General features: G+C 64.5%; 15 protein-coding genes and 1 pseudogene. 10 read left to right on the top strand and 6 right to left on the bottom strand.

The window, feature by feature from the left end:
* Positions 1–16 precede the first annotated feature (16 nt).
* The 7 genes from JQ566_RS30275 to JQ566_RS30245 all read left to right on the top strand — a co-directional run bounded on the left by JQ566_RS30275 (position 17) and on the right by JQ566_RS30245 (position 6,879).
* Positions 17–1,453, top strand: a complete 1,437-nt coding sequence (locus tag JQ566_RS30275; RefSeq protein WP_212379197.1) for a glutamine synthetase family protein — start codon at positions 17–19, stop codon at positions 1,451–1,453.
* Between the two features lie 108 nt (positions 1,454–1,561).
* Positions 1,562–2,731: an ABC transporter substrate-binding protein gene (locus JQ566_RS30270; RefSeq protein WP_212379321.1), complete on the top strand. Its 1,170-nt coding sequence runs from the start codon at positions 1,562–1,564 to the stop codon at positions 2,729–2,731.
* A gap of 202 nt (positions 2,732–2,933) precedes the next feature.
* Positions 2,934–3,803 carry a branched-chain amino acid ABC transporter permease gene (locus JQ566_RS30265; RefSeq protein WP_212379195.1) on the top strand — a complete coding sequence of 290 codons (870 nt, stop codon included), beginning with the start codon at positions 2,934–2,936 and terminating at the stop codon, positions 3,801–3,803.
* Positions 3,800–4,801, top strand: a complete 1,002-nt coding sequence (locus JQ566_RS30260; protein ID WP_212379193.1) for a branched-chain amino acid ABC transporter permease — start codon at positions 3,800–3,802, stop codon at positions 4,799–4,801. The genes JQ566_RS30265 and JQ566_RS30260 overlap by 4 nt, the downstream gene beginning before the upstream one ends.
* The gene (locus tag JQ566_RS30255) at positions 4,798–5,562 is read left to right on the top strand and encodes an ABC transporter ATP-binding protein (protein ID WP_212379191.1); all 765 of its coding nucleotides are present in this window, start codon (positions 4,798–4,800) and stop codon (positions 5,560–5,562) included. Before JQ566_RS30260 ends, JQ566_RS30255 begins: the two co-directional genes overlap by 4 nt.
* On the top strand, positions 5,543–6,256 hold the full coding sequence (locus JQ566_RS30250; protein ID WP_212379189.1) for an ABC transporter ATP-binding protein: 714 nt from the start codon (positions 5,543–5,545) through the stop codon (positions 6,254–6,256). Before JQ566_RS30255 ends, JQ566_RS30250 begins: the two co-directional genes overlap by 20 nt.
* A gap of 320 nt (positions 6,257–6,576) precedes the next feature.
* Entirely contained in the window at positions 6,577–6,879 is a 303-nt protein-coding gene (locus JQ566_RS30245) for an HU family DNA-binding protein (RefSeq protein ID WP_027574583.1), read from the top strand.
* Between the two features lie 71 nt (positions 6,880–6,950).
* On the opposite strand, the gene JQ566_RS30240 is transcribed toward JQ566_RS30245, so the two are convergent.
* From JQ566_RS30240 to JQ566_RS30220, 5 genes are all read right to left on the bottom strand, one after another.
* A complete protein-coding gene (locus JQ566_RS30240; protein WP_212379187.1) occupies positions 6,951–7,106 on the bottom strand; it encodes a hypothetical protein in 156 nt (51 codons plus the stop codon).
* Positions 7,107–7,111: 5 nt separating this feature from the next.
* A complete protein-coding gene (lon, locus tag JQ566_RS30235) occupies positions 7,112–9,493 on the bottom strand; it encodes an endopeptidase La (protein ID WP_212379185.1) in 2,382 nt (793 codons plus the stop codon).
* Between the two features lie 8 nt (positions 9,494–9,501).
* Positions 9,502–9,885 (bottom strand): Hsp20/alpha crystallin family protein, encoded by a 384-nt coding sequence (locus JQ566_RS30230; RefSeq protein WP_212379183.1) that lies wholly within the window; start codon positions 9,883–9,885, stop codon positions 9,502–9,504.
* Between the two features lie 166 nt (positions 9,886–10,051).
* A complete protein-coding gene (locus JQ566_RS30225; RefSeq protein WP_212379181.1) occupies positions 10,052–10,618 on the bottom strand; it encodes a YciE/YciF ferroxidase family protein in 567 nt (188 codons plus the stop codon).
* Between the two features lie 110 nt (positions 10,619–10,728).
* Positions 10,729–10,935, bottom strand: coding sequence for a hypothetical protein (locus JQ566_RS30220; RefSeq protein WP_027574579.1), 207 nt, complete (start codon positions 10,933–10,935; stop codon positions 10,729–10,731).
* Positions 10,936–11,093: 158 nt separating this feature from the next.
* On the opposite strand from JQ566_RS30220, the gene JQ566_RS30215 reads away from it, so the two are divergent.
* Together JQ566_RS30215 and JQ566_RS30210 are read left to right on the top strand one after the other, a co-directional pair.
* Complete coding sequence (locus JQ566_RS30215; protein ID WP_212379179.1) at positions 11,094–11,747, top strand: L-fuculose-phosphate aldolase; 654 nt, start codon at positions 11,094–11,096, stop codon at positions 11,745–11,747.
* Between the two features lie 12 nt (positions 11,748–11,759).
* Entirely contained in the window at positions 11,760–13,547 is a 1,788-nt protein-coding gene (locus tag JQ566_RS30210; RefSeq protein WP_212379177.1) for a chloride channel protein, read from the top strand.
* A gap of 6 nt (positions 13,548–13,553) precedes the next feature.
* Here JQ566_RS30210 and JQ566_RS30205 read toward each other — a convergent pair whose 3' ends face one another.
* On the bottom strand, positions 13,554–13,805 hold the full coding sequence (locus JQ566_RS30205) for a DUF2798 domain-containing protein (RefSeq protein ID WP_212379175.1): 252 nt from the start codon (positions 13,803–13,805) through the stop codon (positions 13,554–13,556).
* Positions 13,806–14,099: 294 nt separating this feature from the next.
* On the opposite strand from JQ566_RS30205, the pseudogene JQ566_RS30200 reads away from it, so the two are divergent.
* A pseudogene (locus tag JQ566_RS30200) lies at positions 14,100–14,515 on the top strand (hypothetical protein).
* The last annotated feature ends 528 nt before the right edge of the window (positions 14,516–15,043 follow it).

Genomic DNA, 15,043 nt, shown 5'->3' with positions numbered 1-15,043 from the left:
TCCGCGGGAGATCAAGTTGAATTTCGTCGAGCGATACGGACTGTGGTCCGCGGAACAGATGGAAGCGGCGAAGCGGCTGCGTGCCGTCGTGGAAGAGCAACAGCTCGAGGTGATCCGGTTGTCGTTTCCGGATCAGCACGGGATCTTGCGCGGCAAGACATTGATCGCGAGCGAAGCCGTGCGCAGCCTGGAAAACGGTTGCTCGATCACCACGACGATGTTCGCGAAGGACACGTCGCACAAGACGGTGTTCCCGGTGTTCACGGCCGGCGGTGGCTTTGGCATTCCGGAAATGCAGGGCGCGGCCGACGTTCTCATGGTGCCCGATCCGACCACCTTTCGCGTGCTGCCGTGGTCGCCGAAAACCGGCTGGCTGCTCTGCGACGTCCATTTCGGTGATGGACGCCCGGTGCCGTTCGCCACGCGAAATCTGTTCAAGAAGGTGCTCGGGGATCTCGGTGGCCGTGGCTACGATTTCGTCGCGGGGCTCGAGGTCGAGTTTCATATTTTCCGCGTCGAGAACCAACACATGAAGCCGGAGGACGCCGGGCAGCCCGGCACTCCGCCGGAGGTCAGCCTGCTGTCGCACGGCTACAACTATCTCACCGAGCAGCGCTACGACCAGATGGAGCCGGTGCTCGAAATCATCCGGCGCGACGTGCTGGCGCTGGGCCTGCCGTTGCGCTCCGTTGAGGTCGAATACGGCCCGAGCCAATGCGAATTCACCTTCCAGCCCACCGCGGGCCTGACCCCCGCCGACAGCATGGTGCTGTTCCGCAGCGCCGTGAAGCAGATCGCGCATCGTCACGGCTATCATGCCACGTTCATGTGCCGGCCCAAGATTCCGAACGTGGTCTCGTCGGGCTGGCATCTGCATCAGTCTCTGGTGTCGCGCGCGACGGGTACGAACGCGTTCATGTCCAACGACGAGACTCAGCTCCTGTCGGCCTTCGGCCGCGGCTACCTCGCCGGACTGCTCGCGCATGCGCGCGCCGCAACTGTGTTCACCACGCCGACGATCAACGGCTACAAGCGCTATCGCTCCTATTCGCTCGCGCCCGATCGCGCGATCTGGGGGCGGGACAATCGGGGCGTGATGCTCCGCGTGCTCGGTGGTCCCAATGATCCGGCAACACGCATCGAGAATCGTGTCGGCGAACCGGCAGCGAATCCCTACCTCTACATGTCATCGCAGATCCTGTCGGGTCTCGATGGAGTCGACCGCAAGCTCGATCCTGGGCCGAGCGCGGACACGCCTTACGAGACCAATGCCGATCTGTTGCCGAAATCGCTGCGCGAGGCGACTTTCGCGTTGAAGGAAGATCCGTTCTTCCGCGACAAGATGGGCGCAACCATGGTCGATTACTACACCCACATCAAGAATGCCGAGATCGACCGCTTCCAGGCCGAAGTCTCCGATTGGGAGCAGCGGGAATATTTCGAGATGTTCTGATGCGCGATGCTGCGCCTTTCGCGCCGTCGCCACTACGGGTCCGCCACCTCCGGGAGATAAATGTGCCGCAACGCTTTGGTCAGTCGTAAGGAAAGACAGATGACGAAAATGAGCCGTTCGATACTTTCACTCGCCATGATGGCCGCTATGGCGGGGCCGGCATCGGCCGACGTGATCAAGGTCGGTGTGATTGGCACCTTCTCGGGGCCTTACGCGCTGTTCGGCAAGAACTTCAAGATGGGCATCGACACCTGGGTCGCGCAAAACGGCAACAAGGTCGGCGGCCACACCGTCGAGTTCGTCTACAAGGACGAGGAGGGCCCGAACCCCGCAAAGTCGAAGGCGCTGGCTCAGGAACTGATCGTCAAGGACAAGGTGCAGTATCTCGCCGGGATCTATTTTACGCCGAATGCAATGGCTGTCGCGCCGCTGCTCGAGGAATCGAAGACGCCGCTGATCGTCATGAACGCGGCCACGTCGTCCATCGTCGAGAAGAGCCCCTATATCGTTCGGACCTCGTTCACGATGTGGCAGAACACGGTTCCGGCGGCGAAGACCGCCATCAAGAACGGAGCCAAGAAAGTCGCCATCGCCGTCAGCGACTACGGGCCCGGCATCGATGCCGAGGCGGCCTTCAAGAAGACCTTCGAGGCCGAGGGTGGTGCGGTGGTCGAGGCGATCCGCATCCCGCTCAACACGACCGACTTCAGTCCGATCATGCAGAAGATCCAGGCCGCCGGTGCGGACACCATCTTCTGTTTCCTGCCGTCGGGACCGCCGACCATCGGCTTCTTCAAGGCCTATGTCGACAACGGCCTCAAGGCGGCCGGCGTCAAGCTGATGTCGACCGGCGACATCGTGACCGAAATCGACCTGCCGAGCATCGGAGACAGCAGCCTCGGCGTGCTCTCGACCTACCATTACGCGGTGTCGCATCAATCGCCTGAAAACAAGTCGTTCCTCGAGGCGATGGCGAAAGTGGGCGCCGGGCCGGACGAGGTCGCCATGACCGGCATCGCCGCCTATGACGGCGCGCGGGTCATCTACAAGATGATCGAGGCAACCAATGGTCAGCGCGACCCCGCCAAGGCCGTGGACTCGGTCAAGGGCATGAATTGGGTGAGCCCGCGCGGGACGGTGTCGATCGATCCCGAAACCCGGCACATTCGTCAGAACGTCTATCTGCGCGTGGTCGAGAAGGTCGATGGCAAGCTGGTGAACAAGGAGACCGGCGCCGTCTTCTCCGACCAGCCCGATTGGGCCCTGAGCAAGCGCTAGAAGCGCGGACCGGCCGCCGGGCGCGTGCTGCGAAAGCCGCAGGCGCCTCGCCGCCGGGAAAGCTAACGAAACCCGGCATCGCCCGCAAGTTCCGGATCCTTCGTCGATCTCTCAACGATGCGCCGTGCGCGCTCGCCTGGAGGCGCCGAGGCCTGACGGGCGACGATGTCGAAGAGCGCAGCGCTTTCGGTTAGGAACGGACATGGGCTTGGTATTGAGTATCCTGACGGACGCACTGGCCTATGGGATGGTGCTGTTCATCATCTCCATCGGCCTCTCGATCATGATGGGGCTGATGCGCGTCGTGAATCTCGCTCACGGCGCCTTCGCCATGATCGGCGGCTATCTCGCCTCCTATGCAATGCGCAACCTCGGCGTCGATTACGGAGTTGCCATCCTGATCGCCGTGTTGGGCGCCATCGCCGCCTCGGTCCCGTTCGAACTGCTGCTGTATCGGCGCATCTATCGCAATGCCGATCCCTTGATCCAGGTGCTGATGACCATCGGCATCACGTTCTTCATCATCGGCATCGTCAATTTCGTCTTTGGACCCACGGTCAAGTCGATTCCGCTGCCCGCGGCGCTGAACGGACCGGCCGATCTCGGATTCCGCATGATCCCGACACATCGGCTGTTCGTGATCGCCTGCGGCGTGGTGACCGCGCTCGGCCTGTGGTGGCTGGTGGAGAAGACCGAGTTCGGCATCAGGTTACGGGCCGCGGTCGATAACAGCGGCATGGCAGATGCCCTCGGCATCCGCACCGAGATCGTCTACGGGGCGACCTTCGCGCTGGCGATCGGGCTCGGTGCATTCGGCGGCGTCGTCGGCGCAGAGATCCTGCCGATCGAGCCGTTCTACGCGTTGCGATACATGGTGACGTTCCTCGTCGTCGTGTCGGTCGGCGGGGCCGGCTCCATTCTCGGAGCATTGTCGGCCTCGATGCTGCTCGGGCTTGCCGATACCACCGGCAAGTATCTTGCACCTGAATTCGGCGAATTCTTCTTCTATCTCGCGGTGATCGTGACGGTCGTGCTGTTTCCCCACGGCCTGCTCGGAAAGGCGCACGCATGACCGAACTGGTCCTCCCGCACCACGCGGCCGGGCGCAGGATCCCTTTGATCGGCGAAGCGGCAATCGCACTGGCGTTCGCTGCGGCCGGCGCACTCGGCTATTTCCTGTTTCCCGACGACCTCGCTTTTCTGACACGGCTGATCGGGATTGCCTTTCTTGTCCTGTCGCTCGATCTGGTCACCGGCTATTGCGGCATCGCCACGCTCGGCCATGCGGCGCTGTTCGGCGGCGCCGCCTATGCGGTCGGCGCCGCCTGCATTCGCGGCATCAGCGATCCCTTCGCGCTGCTCGCGATCGGTCTTTGTTCCGGCGCCGTCCTCGGGCTCGTCTCCGGAGCCTTGATCTCCCGGTTTCGCGGGTTGCCGCAGCTTGTGCTGTCCATCGCCATTGGCCAGCTCGTCGCGGGTCTCGCCAACAAACTGCAGTGGCTTACCGGCGGCAGCGACGGTCTGTCGGGCCTCGAGCCCGGAAAGGTGTTCGGCGTCTTTGGTTTTGACATGTACAGCCGCACCGCGTTCCTGCTCTCGTTCACCGTGCTCGCAATCACGTTTCTGTTGCTGCGGCGCGTCGTCAATTCGCCGTTTGGGCTGATGTGCCGCGGCATCAAGGACGACAGTCTGCGGGCCAGGATGATGGGGGCCTCGATCTACCCGCGCTTCGTGATCATGTACGGGATCGCCGGCGCAGTTGCCGGGCTCGGCGGTGCGCTCACCGCCATGAGTACCGGTGTCGTCGGCCTCGACAGCGTCAGCTTCGAACGTTCGGCGGAAGTGCTGGTGATGCTCGTTCTCGGAGGCGCCGGGCATCTCTGGGGCGCGCTGATCGGTTCCGTCATCTTCATGCTGTTCGAGCACATCGTTGCTGCGGCCAATCCGTTTCACTGGATGACGCTGGTGGGCCTGCTGCTGATCCTCATCGTCGTATTCGCGCCGCGTGGCCTGATCGGCCCCTTGACCGCCTTGTGCGCCAGGCTGTTCAGCAGGGAAAAGAAGACATGAGCGACCTGCTCGAAGCGCGCCATATCTCGTTCTCGTTCGGCGGGTTGCAAGTCACCCGGGACGTCAGTTTCAAGCTCGCGGCGGGGGACCGCGTGGCACTCATCGGGCCGAATGGCGCCGGCAAGACCACGCTGGTGAATCTGATCACCGGCGACATCGCCCCCAGTGAAGGCCGCTTCTTCATGTCCGGTGAGGACATCACGGCGTGCAGCATCCCCCAGCGTGTGCGCCGGGGGCTGGTGCGCAGCTTCCAGACCACGCGGCTGTTCGCCAATCTGACGGTCGCCGACAACGTTGCCCTGGCCATCATGCAACGCCGTGGCCTGACCCGCCGGCTGTTGTCTCGCGCGACCGACCTGCCCGAGGTCAAGGCGGAGTGGAGCGAGATCCTCGGTCACCTCGGCCTTCTCGGCCTCGCCTCTCGCAAGATCGTCGAGCTCGCCTATGGCCAGCAGCGGCTGATGGAGCTTGCAATCGGACTTGCCCTGCGGCCCAAGGTGCTGCTGCTCGACGAGCCCGCCGCAGGCGTTCCCCATGACGAGACGCCCCGCATCCTGGAGGCCATCAACCGCCTGCCTCCCGACATCGCCGTGCTGATGATCGAGCACGACATGGACCTCGTCTTCAAATTCGCCCGGCGCGTGATGGTGCTGGCGGCCGGCAGATTGATCTTCGAAGGATCCGCTGCGCAGGTGACCGCCGATCACGAGGTACGCCGTGCCTATCTCGGGAGCTATGCCGATGCGCGCCGCACCGCTTGATATCCGCAACCTCAGCGCCGGTTACGGTCCGACCCGCATCATCGAACAGGTCTCGTTCGAGATAGGTGCGGGTGAGCGCCTGGCGGTGCTCGGCCGCAACGGCATGGGCAAGACGACGCTGCTCGCGACCTTGATGGGACTGACAACGCGACATGCGGGCGAGATTCGCCTGAACGGAGAGGACATTGCGGGCTGCCGAACCTCGGCGCGCGCGGGGAGGGGCCTCGGCTACGTGCCGCAGACCCGCGACATCTTCGCTTCGCTCACCGTCGAGGAGAACCTTCGCGCCGGGCTCAAGGGCCAGCCCCAGTCGATGCTGGAGGAGGCCTACGAGATCTTCCCGCGCCTGCGTGAGCGTCGCGGCAATTTCGGTCGGCAATTGTCCGGTGGCGAGCAGCAGATGCTGTCGATGGCGCGTACGTTGCTCGGCAAGCCGTCGATCCTGCTGCTCGATGAGCCGCTCGAGGGACTGGCGCCGGTCATCTGCGATGAGTTGATGGAGCTGCTCGCCAGGCTGGTGGCGAAAGGCGAAATGACGATCGTCCTGGTCGAGCAGCAGGTCGAGCGGGCTTTGGAATTCGCCAGCAAGGTCATCGTGCTGGAGCGCGGGCGGATCAGCTGGTCTGGAAACCCGCGAACCCTGATGCAGGATCAGGCGCTGGTCGACAGGTTGATCGGCGTCGGAATTCACTGAATCTCGCGGTTCGTGCAACACCGCGACAGGCACGTGTCGACCTCAACGGCGGATGGAATCGCGACCGGCCTTCGGCAACGGGGCCGGTCGTCGCTTGTCGAAAGCTGCGAATCAGCTTTAGCAAGATGGCGTGCGGGCCTTTGAAACAAGGCAAAAACGGCTGCCCGAGGCTTCTCCCGCTCCGGAAGTCGCTAAAAAGCAGGGTTTTTTGCCACAGGGGGCCAGAAAAGCCCGTAAAATCGCGACAAAACTGTGCAGAAGGCTATAGGCCTTCAACGGTTGGTCTAATATGCAACCGGCAACGAATCAGAGGAGACACGATGCCAACCCAGATGTCCAAATCGCAGTTGATCGAAAAGATTGCGACCGCCACCGAGCTTTCCAAGCGTGACGTCAAGAACGTCATGGAGACGCTGACCGACGTCGGCCACAAGGAGCTCAAGAAGAACGGCCTGTTCCTGGTGCCGGGCTTCGCCAAGTTCGTGGTCATCAAGAAGCCCGCGACCAAGGCGCGCAAGGGCACCAACCCGTTCACGGGCGAAGAGATGATGTTCAAGGCCAAGCCGGCCCGGAAGATCGTCCGCGCCCGCCCGGTCAAGGCCGCCAAGGACGCCGTGTCCTAATAACGCAAAGGCCCCCTCGCAGGAGGGGGCCTTTTGTTTGGGGCAGCCGCGAGGGCTCGAGACGGAGGGGCTCAACCCTTGCGGCGCTTCACCCGGACCGGGACCGGCTGCAGCCGCGGCCCGGGCGCCGCGAGCGCATCGCGAACCCGGTCGATCGCGCGATCGAGCAACTGCCGCAGCCGCTGCGTCTTCCGCGATCTCTTCGCTTCGTCCAGCAGTTTCTTCATCGCATCTACTCCGCCGCTTCGACCTTGGTCTCAGTTGGCTCAAGCGCCGCGGCGATCGCCTCGTCGACGCGCTCCAGCCAGATGAATTCGAGGTCGTCCCGCGCGCTCTTCGGGATGTCGTCATAGTCCCGCTTGTTGCGCGCCGGCAGCATCACCCGCTTCAAGCCCGCAGCAGCCGCAGCCACCACCTTCTCCTTGATGCCGCCTACGGGGAGCACCAGGCCGCGCAGCGAGATTTCGCCGGTCATCGCGGTGTCGCTGCGCACCGTGCGATTGGTGAGCAGGGAGGTCAGCGCCGTGAACATCGCAACGCCCGCGCTCGGTCCGTCCTTCGGGGTTGCGCCCGCGGGGACGTGAACGTGGATGTCGCTCCTCTCGAACAGTTGGGGATCGATGCCGAGCTGGGAGGCTCGGCTCTTCACCAGCGTCAGCGCAGCCTGCACGCTCTCGCGCATGACGTCGCCGAGCTGGCCGGTCAGGATCAGCCCGCCCTTGCCGGGCACCCGCGAGGCTTCGATGAACAGGATGTCGCCGCCGACCGGCGTCCAGGCAAGGCCGGTGGCCACGCCGGGAACGCTGGTGCGCTGCGCGATCTCGCCTTCGAAGCGCGGCTGGCCGAGCACTGTGGCGATGTCCTTCGGCGTCACCACGACCTTCGTGGCCGTGCCTTCGGCGACCTGCACCGCGGCATGCCGGAACACCTTGCCGATCTCGCGCTCGAGGTTACGCACGCCGGCCTCGCGGGTGTAGCCCTTGACGATCAGCTTCAGCGCCTCCGGCTCGATCTCGGCCTGCTCGGCCGAGAGGCCATTGGCCTGCAGCTGCCGCCGCACCAGATAGCGCCGCGCGATCTCCAGCTTCTCGTCCTCGGTGTAGCCGGCGAGGCTGATCAGCTCCATGCGGTCGAGCAGCGGACCGGGGATCTGGTCCAGCATGTTGGCGGTCGCGATGAACACCACGCGCGACAGGTCGAAGGGCACGCCCAGGTAATTGTCCCGGAACGTCCCGTTCTGCTCGGGGTCGAGCACCTCCAGCATGGCGGCGGAAGGATCGCCCTGCACGCCGCGGCCCATCTTGTCGATCTCGTCCAGCATCATGACGCAGTTCCGGCTACCAGCCTTCTTGATGCCCTGGATGATGTTGCCGGGCAGCGCGCCGATATAGGTGCGGCGGTGGCCGCGGATCTCGGCCTCGTCATGCACGCCGCCCAGGCTGACGCGCACGAAGGGGCGGTCCATCGCGCGCGCGATCGACTGGCCGAGCGAAGTCTTGCCGACGCCGGGCGGACCGACGAAGCACAGGATCGGGGCCTTGCCCTGCGGAGCCAGCTTGCGCACCGCCAGATATTCGATGATCCGGCTCTTGATCTTCTCCAGGCCAAAATGGTCGGCATCCAGGATCGCTCGCGCCTCCTTGATGTCGATCGGCTTCTCCTCGGGCAGCGCCCAGGGCAGCTCGATCAGCCAGTCGAGATAGGTGCGGACCATGCCGGCTTCGCCGGCGGCCTCCGGCATGCGCTCGTAACGGCGCAGCTCCTTCTTGGCGTGCGCGTCCGCCTCGGGCGGCATGTTGGCCTTGGCGATGGCAGCCGTCAGCTCGGCGACCTCGGCCGCCTTGCCGTCGCCTTCGCCGAGCTGGCGCTGGATGGTCGCCATCTGCTCGCGCAGGATCGCCTCGCGCTGCCGCTCGTCGAAGCTGGCGCGGGTCTGCTGGCCGATTTCGTTGGAGATGCGCAGCACCTCCAGCCGCTCGGCCAGGTGCTTCGACACCTTCTCGACGCGAAGGGCGAGGTCGATGGTCTCCAGCACCTCCTGCTTGTCCTGCGGCTTGATGTCCATGAACGAGGTCGCGAGGTCCGCCAGCGCGCCGGGCGCGGTGGTGCCCTGGAACATCGCCGCCAGCTCGGGCGGCGCCTGCGGCAGCAGCTCGATCGCCTCGATGGCCTGACGCTGCAGGTTCAGCGCGCGCGCCTCGATCTCGGGCGAGGTCGTGGTCGGCTCGGGGATCTGCTGGAAGCGCGCGGCCGGGAACGGCGTCCCCGGCAGGAAGTCGAGGATGCGTGCGCGCTGCACGCCCTGGCAGACGATATGGTGGGTGCCGTCGGGCGCGGTGATGTAGCGCACGATGTTGGCGATGGTTGCGACCCGATAGAGGTCGTCCGGCCCGGGGTCATTGGTCTCGGGGCTGCGTTGCAGGACGATGCCGATCGGCCGCTGTTCGCGCAGCGCCTGCTGCGCGGCGGCGATGGACTTCGCCCGGCCGATCGTGATCGGCGCGATGGCGCCGGGAAACAGTACCATCTCGCGCACGGGGACGATGATCAGCGCGTCGTCGGGAATCTTCACGTCGTTATTGGTCTGTTCGTTGTTCATCTGTTCGGTGGCCATGATCGACCTCAGGATTTGGCGAGGCGCAGTGCGACGCAGCCGTTCATCACGAAGCGGCTGATGGCGTAGCGGCCAAGGGGCAGAGCGATGCGCCGCTCGAAGCGGCCCTGCGGCAGCTCGAGCCGATGGATGCGGGCGTTGCGAAGCTCCGGCGGGAGGGTGCGCTGACCGGAGATGACGAGGGCGCCGTCATGGATGACGGTCTCGACATTGTCCGGATTGACGCCGGGAAGCGCCACCAGGATCAGGAGCTCACGCTCGGTCTCGAGCACGTCGATCGGCGGCTCCCAGCAGGCTTCCTGGCGACCGAACTGCTGGCGCAGCCGATCGGCGCGGGTCAGCGAGTCCAGGGCTTCGGACAGCATCCAGTCGAGGGGATTTTTGGGTTGCATGATGCGGGCTCGGGGGTGGGAAAGCCTGCATATGGGGCCGGTTCCAGGGAAATCCAGTGCGGAAATCCAGTGCGGTGGCGCCGATGTGCCATGCGCCGTCGTGCGATCAAGACAAGCGAACGCCGCGGCATGGACCGCGACGTTCCGTCATTGCCTGCGTCGCGGGTCAGGCCGCAGCGCGGTACTCTTCTTCCGCTCTGAGATTGATCACGGAGGTGGCGAGCTCGGTCAGGGTGCGATCGGTCGTCTCTTCCTCGTCCAGCGTCTCCTGGAGCAGTCTTGCTGCGTCCTGCATGCCGAGCTCCTCGGCCCAGGTGCGTAGCGTGCCGTAGCGGGAGATCTCGTAATGCTCGACCGCCTGGGCGGCCGCGAGCAGTCCGGCATCGAGCGCCGGCGCTCCCTTGAACGCCTTCATGATCTCGGCGCCCTCGTCGGCAATGCCGTTGATGCCCTCGCAGGGCCTGCCGCGTGCAGGCTTGCCCAGCATCTTGAAGATCTGGTCCAGCCGCTTGACCTGGCCCTGGGTCTCGCGCAGATGCTTGTTGAAGGCGGCTGCCAGCTCCTTCGATTGCGCTGCCTTCGCCATTTTGGGCAAGGTCTTGATGATCTTGTTCTCGGCGAAATAGATGTCCTTCAGCGTGTCCAGGAACAGGTCGCTGAGCATCTTCGGCGCCTGACGCGGCCGGCGCGCCGCGGTCTTCTTGGTTGTGCGTTTCTTCGCTCGTTTGGCCATACGTCCTCCTCATGAGGCGACACGGGAAGGCCTCGCCTTCCTCAATCCTCGGGCGATCAAAGCCGTTGCAGAACGAAAGTTCCAAACTGCAACCGGCGTTCGCGGCTCGCTCAGGTCGGACGCTTGTAGGGGTCTTCCTGGCGCTGTCGCTCTTCCGTCGCGCGGTCGAGGCGTGCCCGCTCGCTGCGGCGCAGGTGGCCGGCCTTCATCACCCCGTAAACGAGGACCCCGCCGAGCACGAACGCGCCGATGAACCAGAGCCAAAGCAGGTTGGCCGAGAGGTGGCCGAGGAGCATTCCGATTCCACTGTCGCTCATTGTCGCCTCCAGTGATTTCCAAAGCGGCTTTGCTGGGCTAAGTCTGCCCGGCAGCCATCGTTCCAGCGTCCGAGGGCGCGATCCGGTCGCTTTCGCTTGCGCTGCCGCATCGCTTTGACGTACTTCGGGTCTAACAAGCCCATCGTCAGGAAATCGGGATGTCGATGACTGCGGACGAACTCGACAAGAGGCAAGCCATCATCGATGCCTGCCGCCGCATGAACGCGCTCGGCATCAACCAGGGCACGTCAGGCAATATCAGCGTCCGGCATGTGGACGGGCTCCTGGTCACGCCGACCAGCGTGCCCTATGAGACCATGACGGCGGACCAGATCGTCTTCATGGCCATGGACGGCGCACACGCGCCCGACCAGAAGCCGTCGAGCGAGTGGCGCTTTCATCGCGACATCTTGAAATCGCGCCCCGACGTCAACGCGGTCGTGCATGCCCATCCGACCTATTGCACCATCCTGGCGATCATGGGCATGGAGATCCCGCCGGTGCACTACATGATCGCGGCCGCCGGTGGCGACAGCATCCGCTGCGCGCCCTACGCCACCTTCGGAACGGCGGAATTGTCCGAGCACGCGGTGCGGGCGCTTGAGGGCCGGCTTGCCTGTCTGCTCGACCATCACGGCATGATCGCGATCGGCAAGACGCTGGACAAGGCGATGTGGCTCGCCGTCGAGGTCGAGACGCTGGCGCGGCAATATCACGGCTGCCTCCAGATCGGACAACCGCCGCTGCTCTCCAGCGAGGAGATCGAGCGGGTCCGCCAGCGCATGGCCGGCTACGGCCTGTCGGAAGGGTGAGGCGGATAGAAGGTGTTCGTGCGGATCAGGCATCTCGTCGAGCGCAAGGGGACGAACCGTATCATGGTTCGGCTGCGCGCCCTGCTGCGCAGCAACGAGTTCTATTTGATTCCGCTCGCGCTCGTGATCGGCACCCTTTCGGGCGCGGTCGTGACGCTGATGGCCCAGATCGCCCAGATCGCGCATGTGGTGATCTACGGAATTCCCATCGATGTCCACCTATCGGCTCATGCGAGCGTCAGTCCGTGGGCGGCACTGATCGCGCCTGCACTCGGTGGGCTCTCGCTCGGCATCATGGAATGGTCGCGGCGGCGCATGAAGATCTCCAACGCGGTCGACCCGATCGAGGCGAACGCGCTGCGCGGCGGCAATCTCTCGATGCGGGACAGCGTCGTGGTGTCGAGCCAGACCCTGATTTCCAACGGCTGCGGCGCCTCGGTCGGCCTCGAGGCCGGCTATACCCAGATCGGCTCGGGCATCGCCTCGCTGCTCGGCAAGTTCTTCAATCTTCGCCGCAACGATCTGCGCCTGATGGTCGGCTGCGGTGCGGCCGCCGCGATCGCGGCGGCGTTCGGCGCGCCGATCACCGGCGCCTTCTATGCCTGCGAGCTGATCGTCGGTGTCTATGCCGTCGGCAGCGCCGCGCCGATCCTGGCGGCCTCGCTCGCGGGCGCCCTGACGGCGCAATGGCTCGGCGGCGCGCCATACTCTCTGGAGATACCCAAGGTCAGCGCCGTCGGCGTCGAGCAATATCTGGCGCTGATCGGGCTCGCCCTCGTCACCAGCGGCGTCGGCATCGCCGTGATGCGCTCCTCGCCGATGTTCGAGCGCCTGTTCGCCTGGTTGCCGGTCTGGCTCCGCCCGGTATTCGGCGGTCTCATCGTCGGCGGATTTGCCATCATCACGCCGCAGGTGCTGGCGGCCGGCCATGGCGCCATGGTGCTCGATCTCTTCCACGACATGACGATCGGGCTGATCGCGTTGGTCATCGCCCTGAAAGTGACGGCCTGCCTGATCTCGCTCGCCTCGGGTTTCCGCGGCGGCCTGTTCTTCGCCTCGCTGTTCGTCGGCAGCCTGATCGGGAAGTTCTTCGCCGAGCTCTTGGAACTGATCAGTCCGAACTTCGTGATCGATCCGCTGGTGGCGATGTTGACGGGCATGGCGACGCTCGGCGTCGCCATCGTCGGCGGCCCCCTGACGATGTCGTTCCTCGTGCTCGAGATGACCCGCAATGTCGACGTCACGGCCGTGGTGTTGGCCGGCTGCATCGTCACCTCGATCTGCGTCCGCTTCATGTTCGGTCACTCCTTCTCGACCTGGCGCCTGCATCTGCGTGGCGAGACCATCCGCAGCGCCAACGACGTCGGCTGGCTGCGCAATCTCACCGTCGAGCGCCTGATGCGCTCCGACGTCGGCAAGGTGCCGTCGACCACGACGATCGCCGCCGCGCGCCGCGAATTCGCGCTGGGCTCGCGGCCGGGAGTCGTCATCGTCAACAATGCGGACGAATATGTCGGCCTCGTCCTGCTGCCCGACCTGTTCTCCAGCGATCTCGACACCATCGCCGACGACATCCAGGTGATCGAGCTCGCCCGCCTGATCGACATCGTGCTGATCCCGGAAATGAACGTGAAGTCGGCGATGGCGGTGTTCGACGAGGCCGAAGCGGAGATGCTGGCGGTGGTCGATTCCACCGACAGCCGCAAGGTGGTCGGCTTCCTCACCGAGAACTTCGCCCGCCGCCGCTATGTCGAGGAGATCGACAAGGCGACGAGGGGCGTGCTTGGGGCGTTGTCGTAAGCGCGGCTACCGCCCCGGTGGGGCTGCAACGAGGCAGGCCACGATCCGCCGGACCAGTGGCAGGACCACGAGCAGCGTCGGGAAGGCGACGAGCCATGACAGCCCCCAGGCACCGGGCCAAGTGGCCAGGAACGCCGGCGTTGCGCCGAGGCTTCGCAGCGTCGAAATGACCGACACCACGGCCGTCATGAGGACGGACAGCACGAATGGCATCACGATCGGCGCATAGCGCGCCGGCAGTTTGCGAACCGCAATCATCTGATTTCTTTCGAGGAAAAGGACGCGTCGATCACGTTGAACCCTGGAAAATGGCATCGATCCCGACGGCGTCGGTTGATGCGTTGGTTCACGTGAAACGCTTACGGCGACCGAAAAACGGCGCGGCTGTTCATTATCCGCTCAGGTTGGTTGGTTCAAGCTGGATCTGATCGTTCGGTTTACAATCGTTCAAAGCGTGGCAGATCGCCGCGATCAAGAAACCATCTCAATGGTTTGCGCGTTACAGACTGTTTGCTTACGTATGTGTTTGGGCGAAAACAGAGGAAGATCGAGATGAGTGATGCACCGATGATTTCCGCGGCCGGCCGCAGCACGGTCCTGGCCGCATTCGCAAGCGTGGCGCTGCTCGCAGCCTCGGTGTCGCCCTCCGCCGCGGCATCCCCGGGTTCGGCCCCGGCGGTGTCCGCAAAGGCTGCCGCGGCAGGTCAGGCTTCCGCCGACGTCACCGATTTCAGCGCGGCCCGACGTCGCCACTACTATCGACGCGGGCCGAGCTCGCCTTCATGGGCGCCGCGGCGGGTATCATCGGCGGCGTGATCGCCGAGCAGCGGCGCCGCGACTACTACGAGAACCGCTATTATTACGGTCCGCGTCCTTACTACGGCGGCCCGGGTTACTACGGCGGTCCCGGCTATTACGGCGGCAGTCCCTATTACTACGATCCTGGCTACCGTTACGGGCCATATTGAACGGTCGTTTTCGACGCTGGCCGGATTGGCTTGTGCGAAAAGGGCGGTGCCTTGCGCCGCCCTTTTTTTTATGCGTCGGTTCGCCCGTAGCCCGGATGGAGCGAAGCGCAATCCGGGGCTGCTCGCCCGGCATCTCGCGCTGTCCCGGATTACGCTGCGCTCCATCCGGGCTACAGGTCTCGCCCTGTGTCGCCCTCTGTCAATCCCATCGCATAAAGATATTCCGCTTTACCGAAATTCTGATTTATCGTATTTGTAACCCATCCCGGCTCATTCTTGAGGGGCGATCGTGTGATCGTCATGTTCGCGAGCTGGGCTTGCGGTGGACGCGGCAGCGTCGTGCACGAGAAGTCAAGGGCAGGGCGGATTGCTCTCCGTGAGCCCGAAACTGCGTGCGGACGAACGGCGCTGTCAGGTTCGTCTCGCCTGTAAGTTTCCGGCTCCGTCGACGGGGCTGGGAAAACTGCGGCGAAATGGCGGGCCGTGCGTACGGCAAAACCGTGTGGTCCTGGCCGTCGTTGCTACGGT

The sequence above is a fragment of the Bradyrhizobium sp. SZCCT0231 genome, assembly GCF_018130245.1.
Taxonomy (GTDB): Bacteria; Pseudomonadota; Alphaproteobacteria; order Rhizobiales; family Xanthobacteraceae; genus Bradyrhizobium; species Bradyrhizobium japonicum_F.
This window is presented reverse-complemented; position numbering and strand designations above follow the sequence as displayed.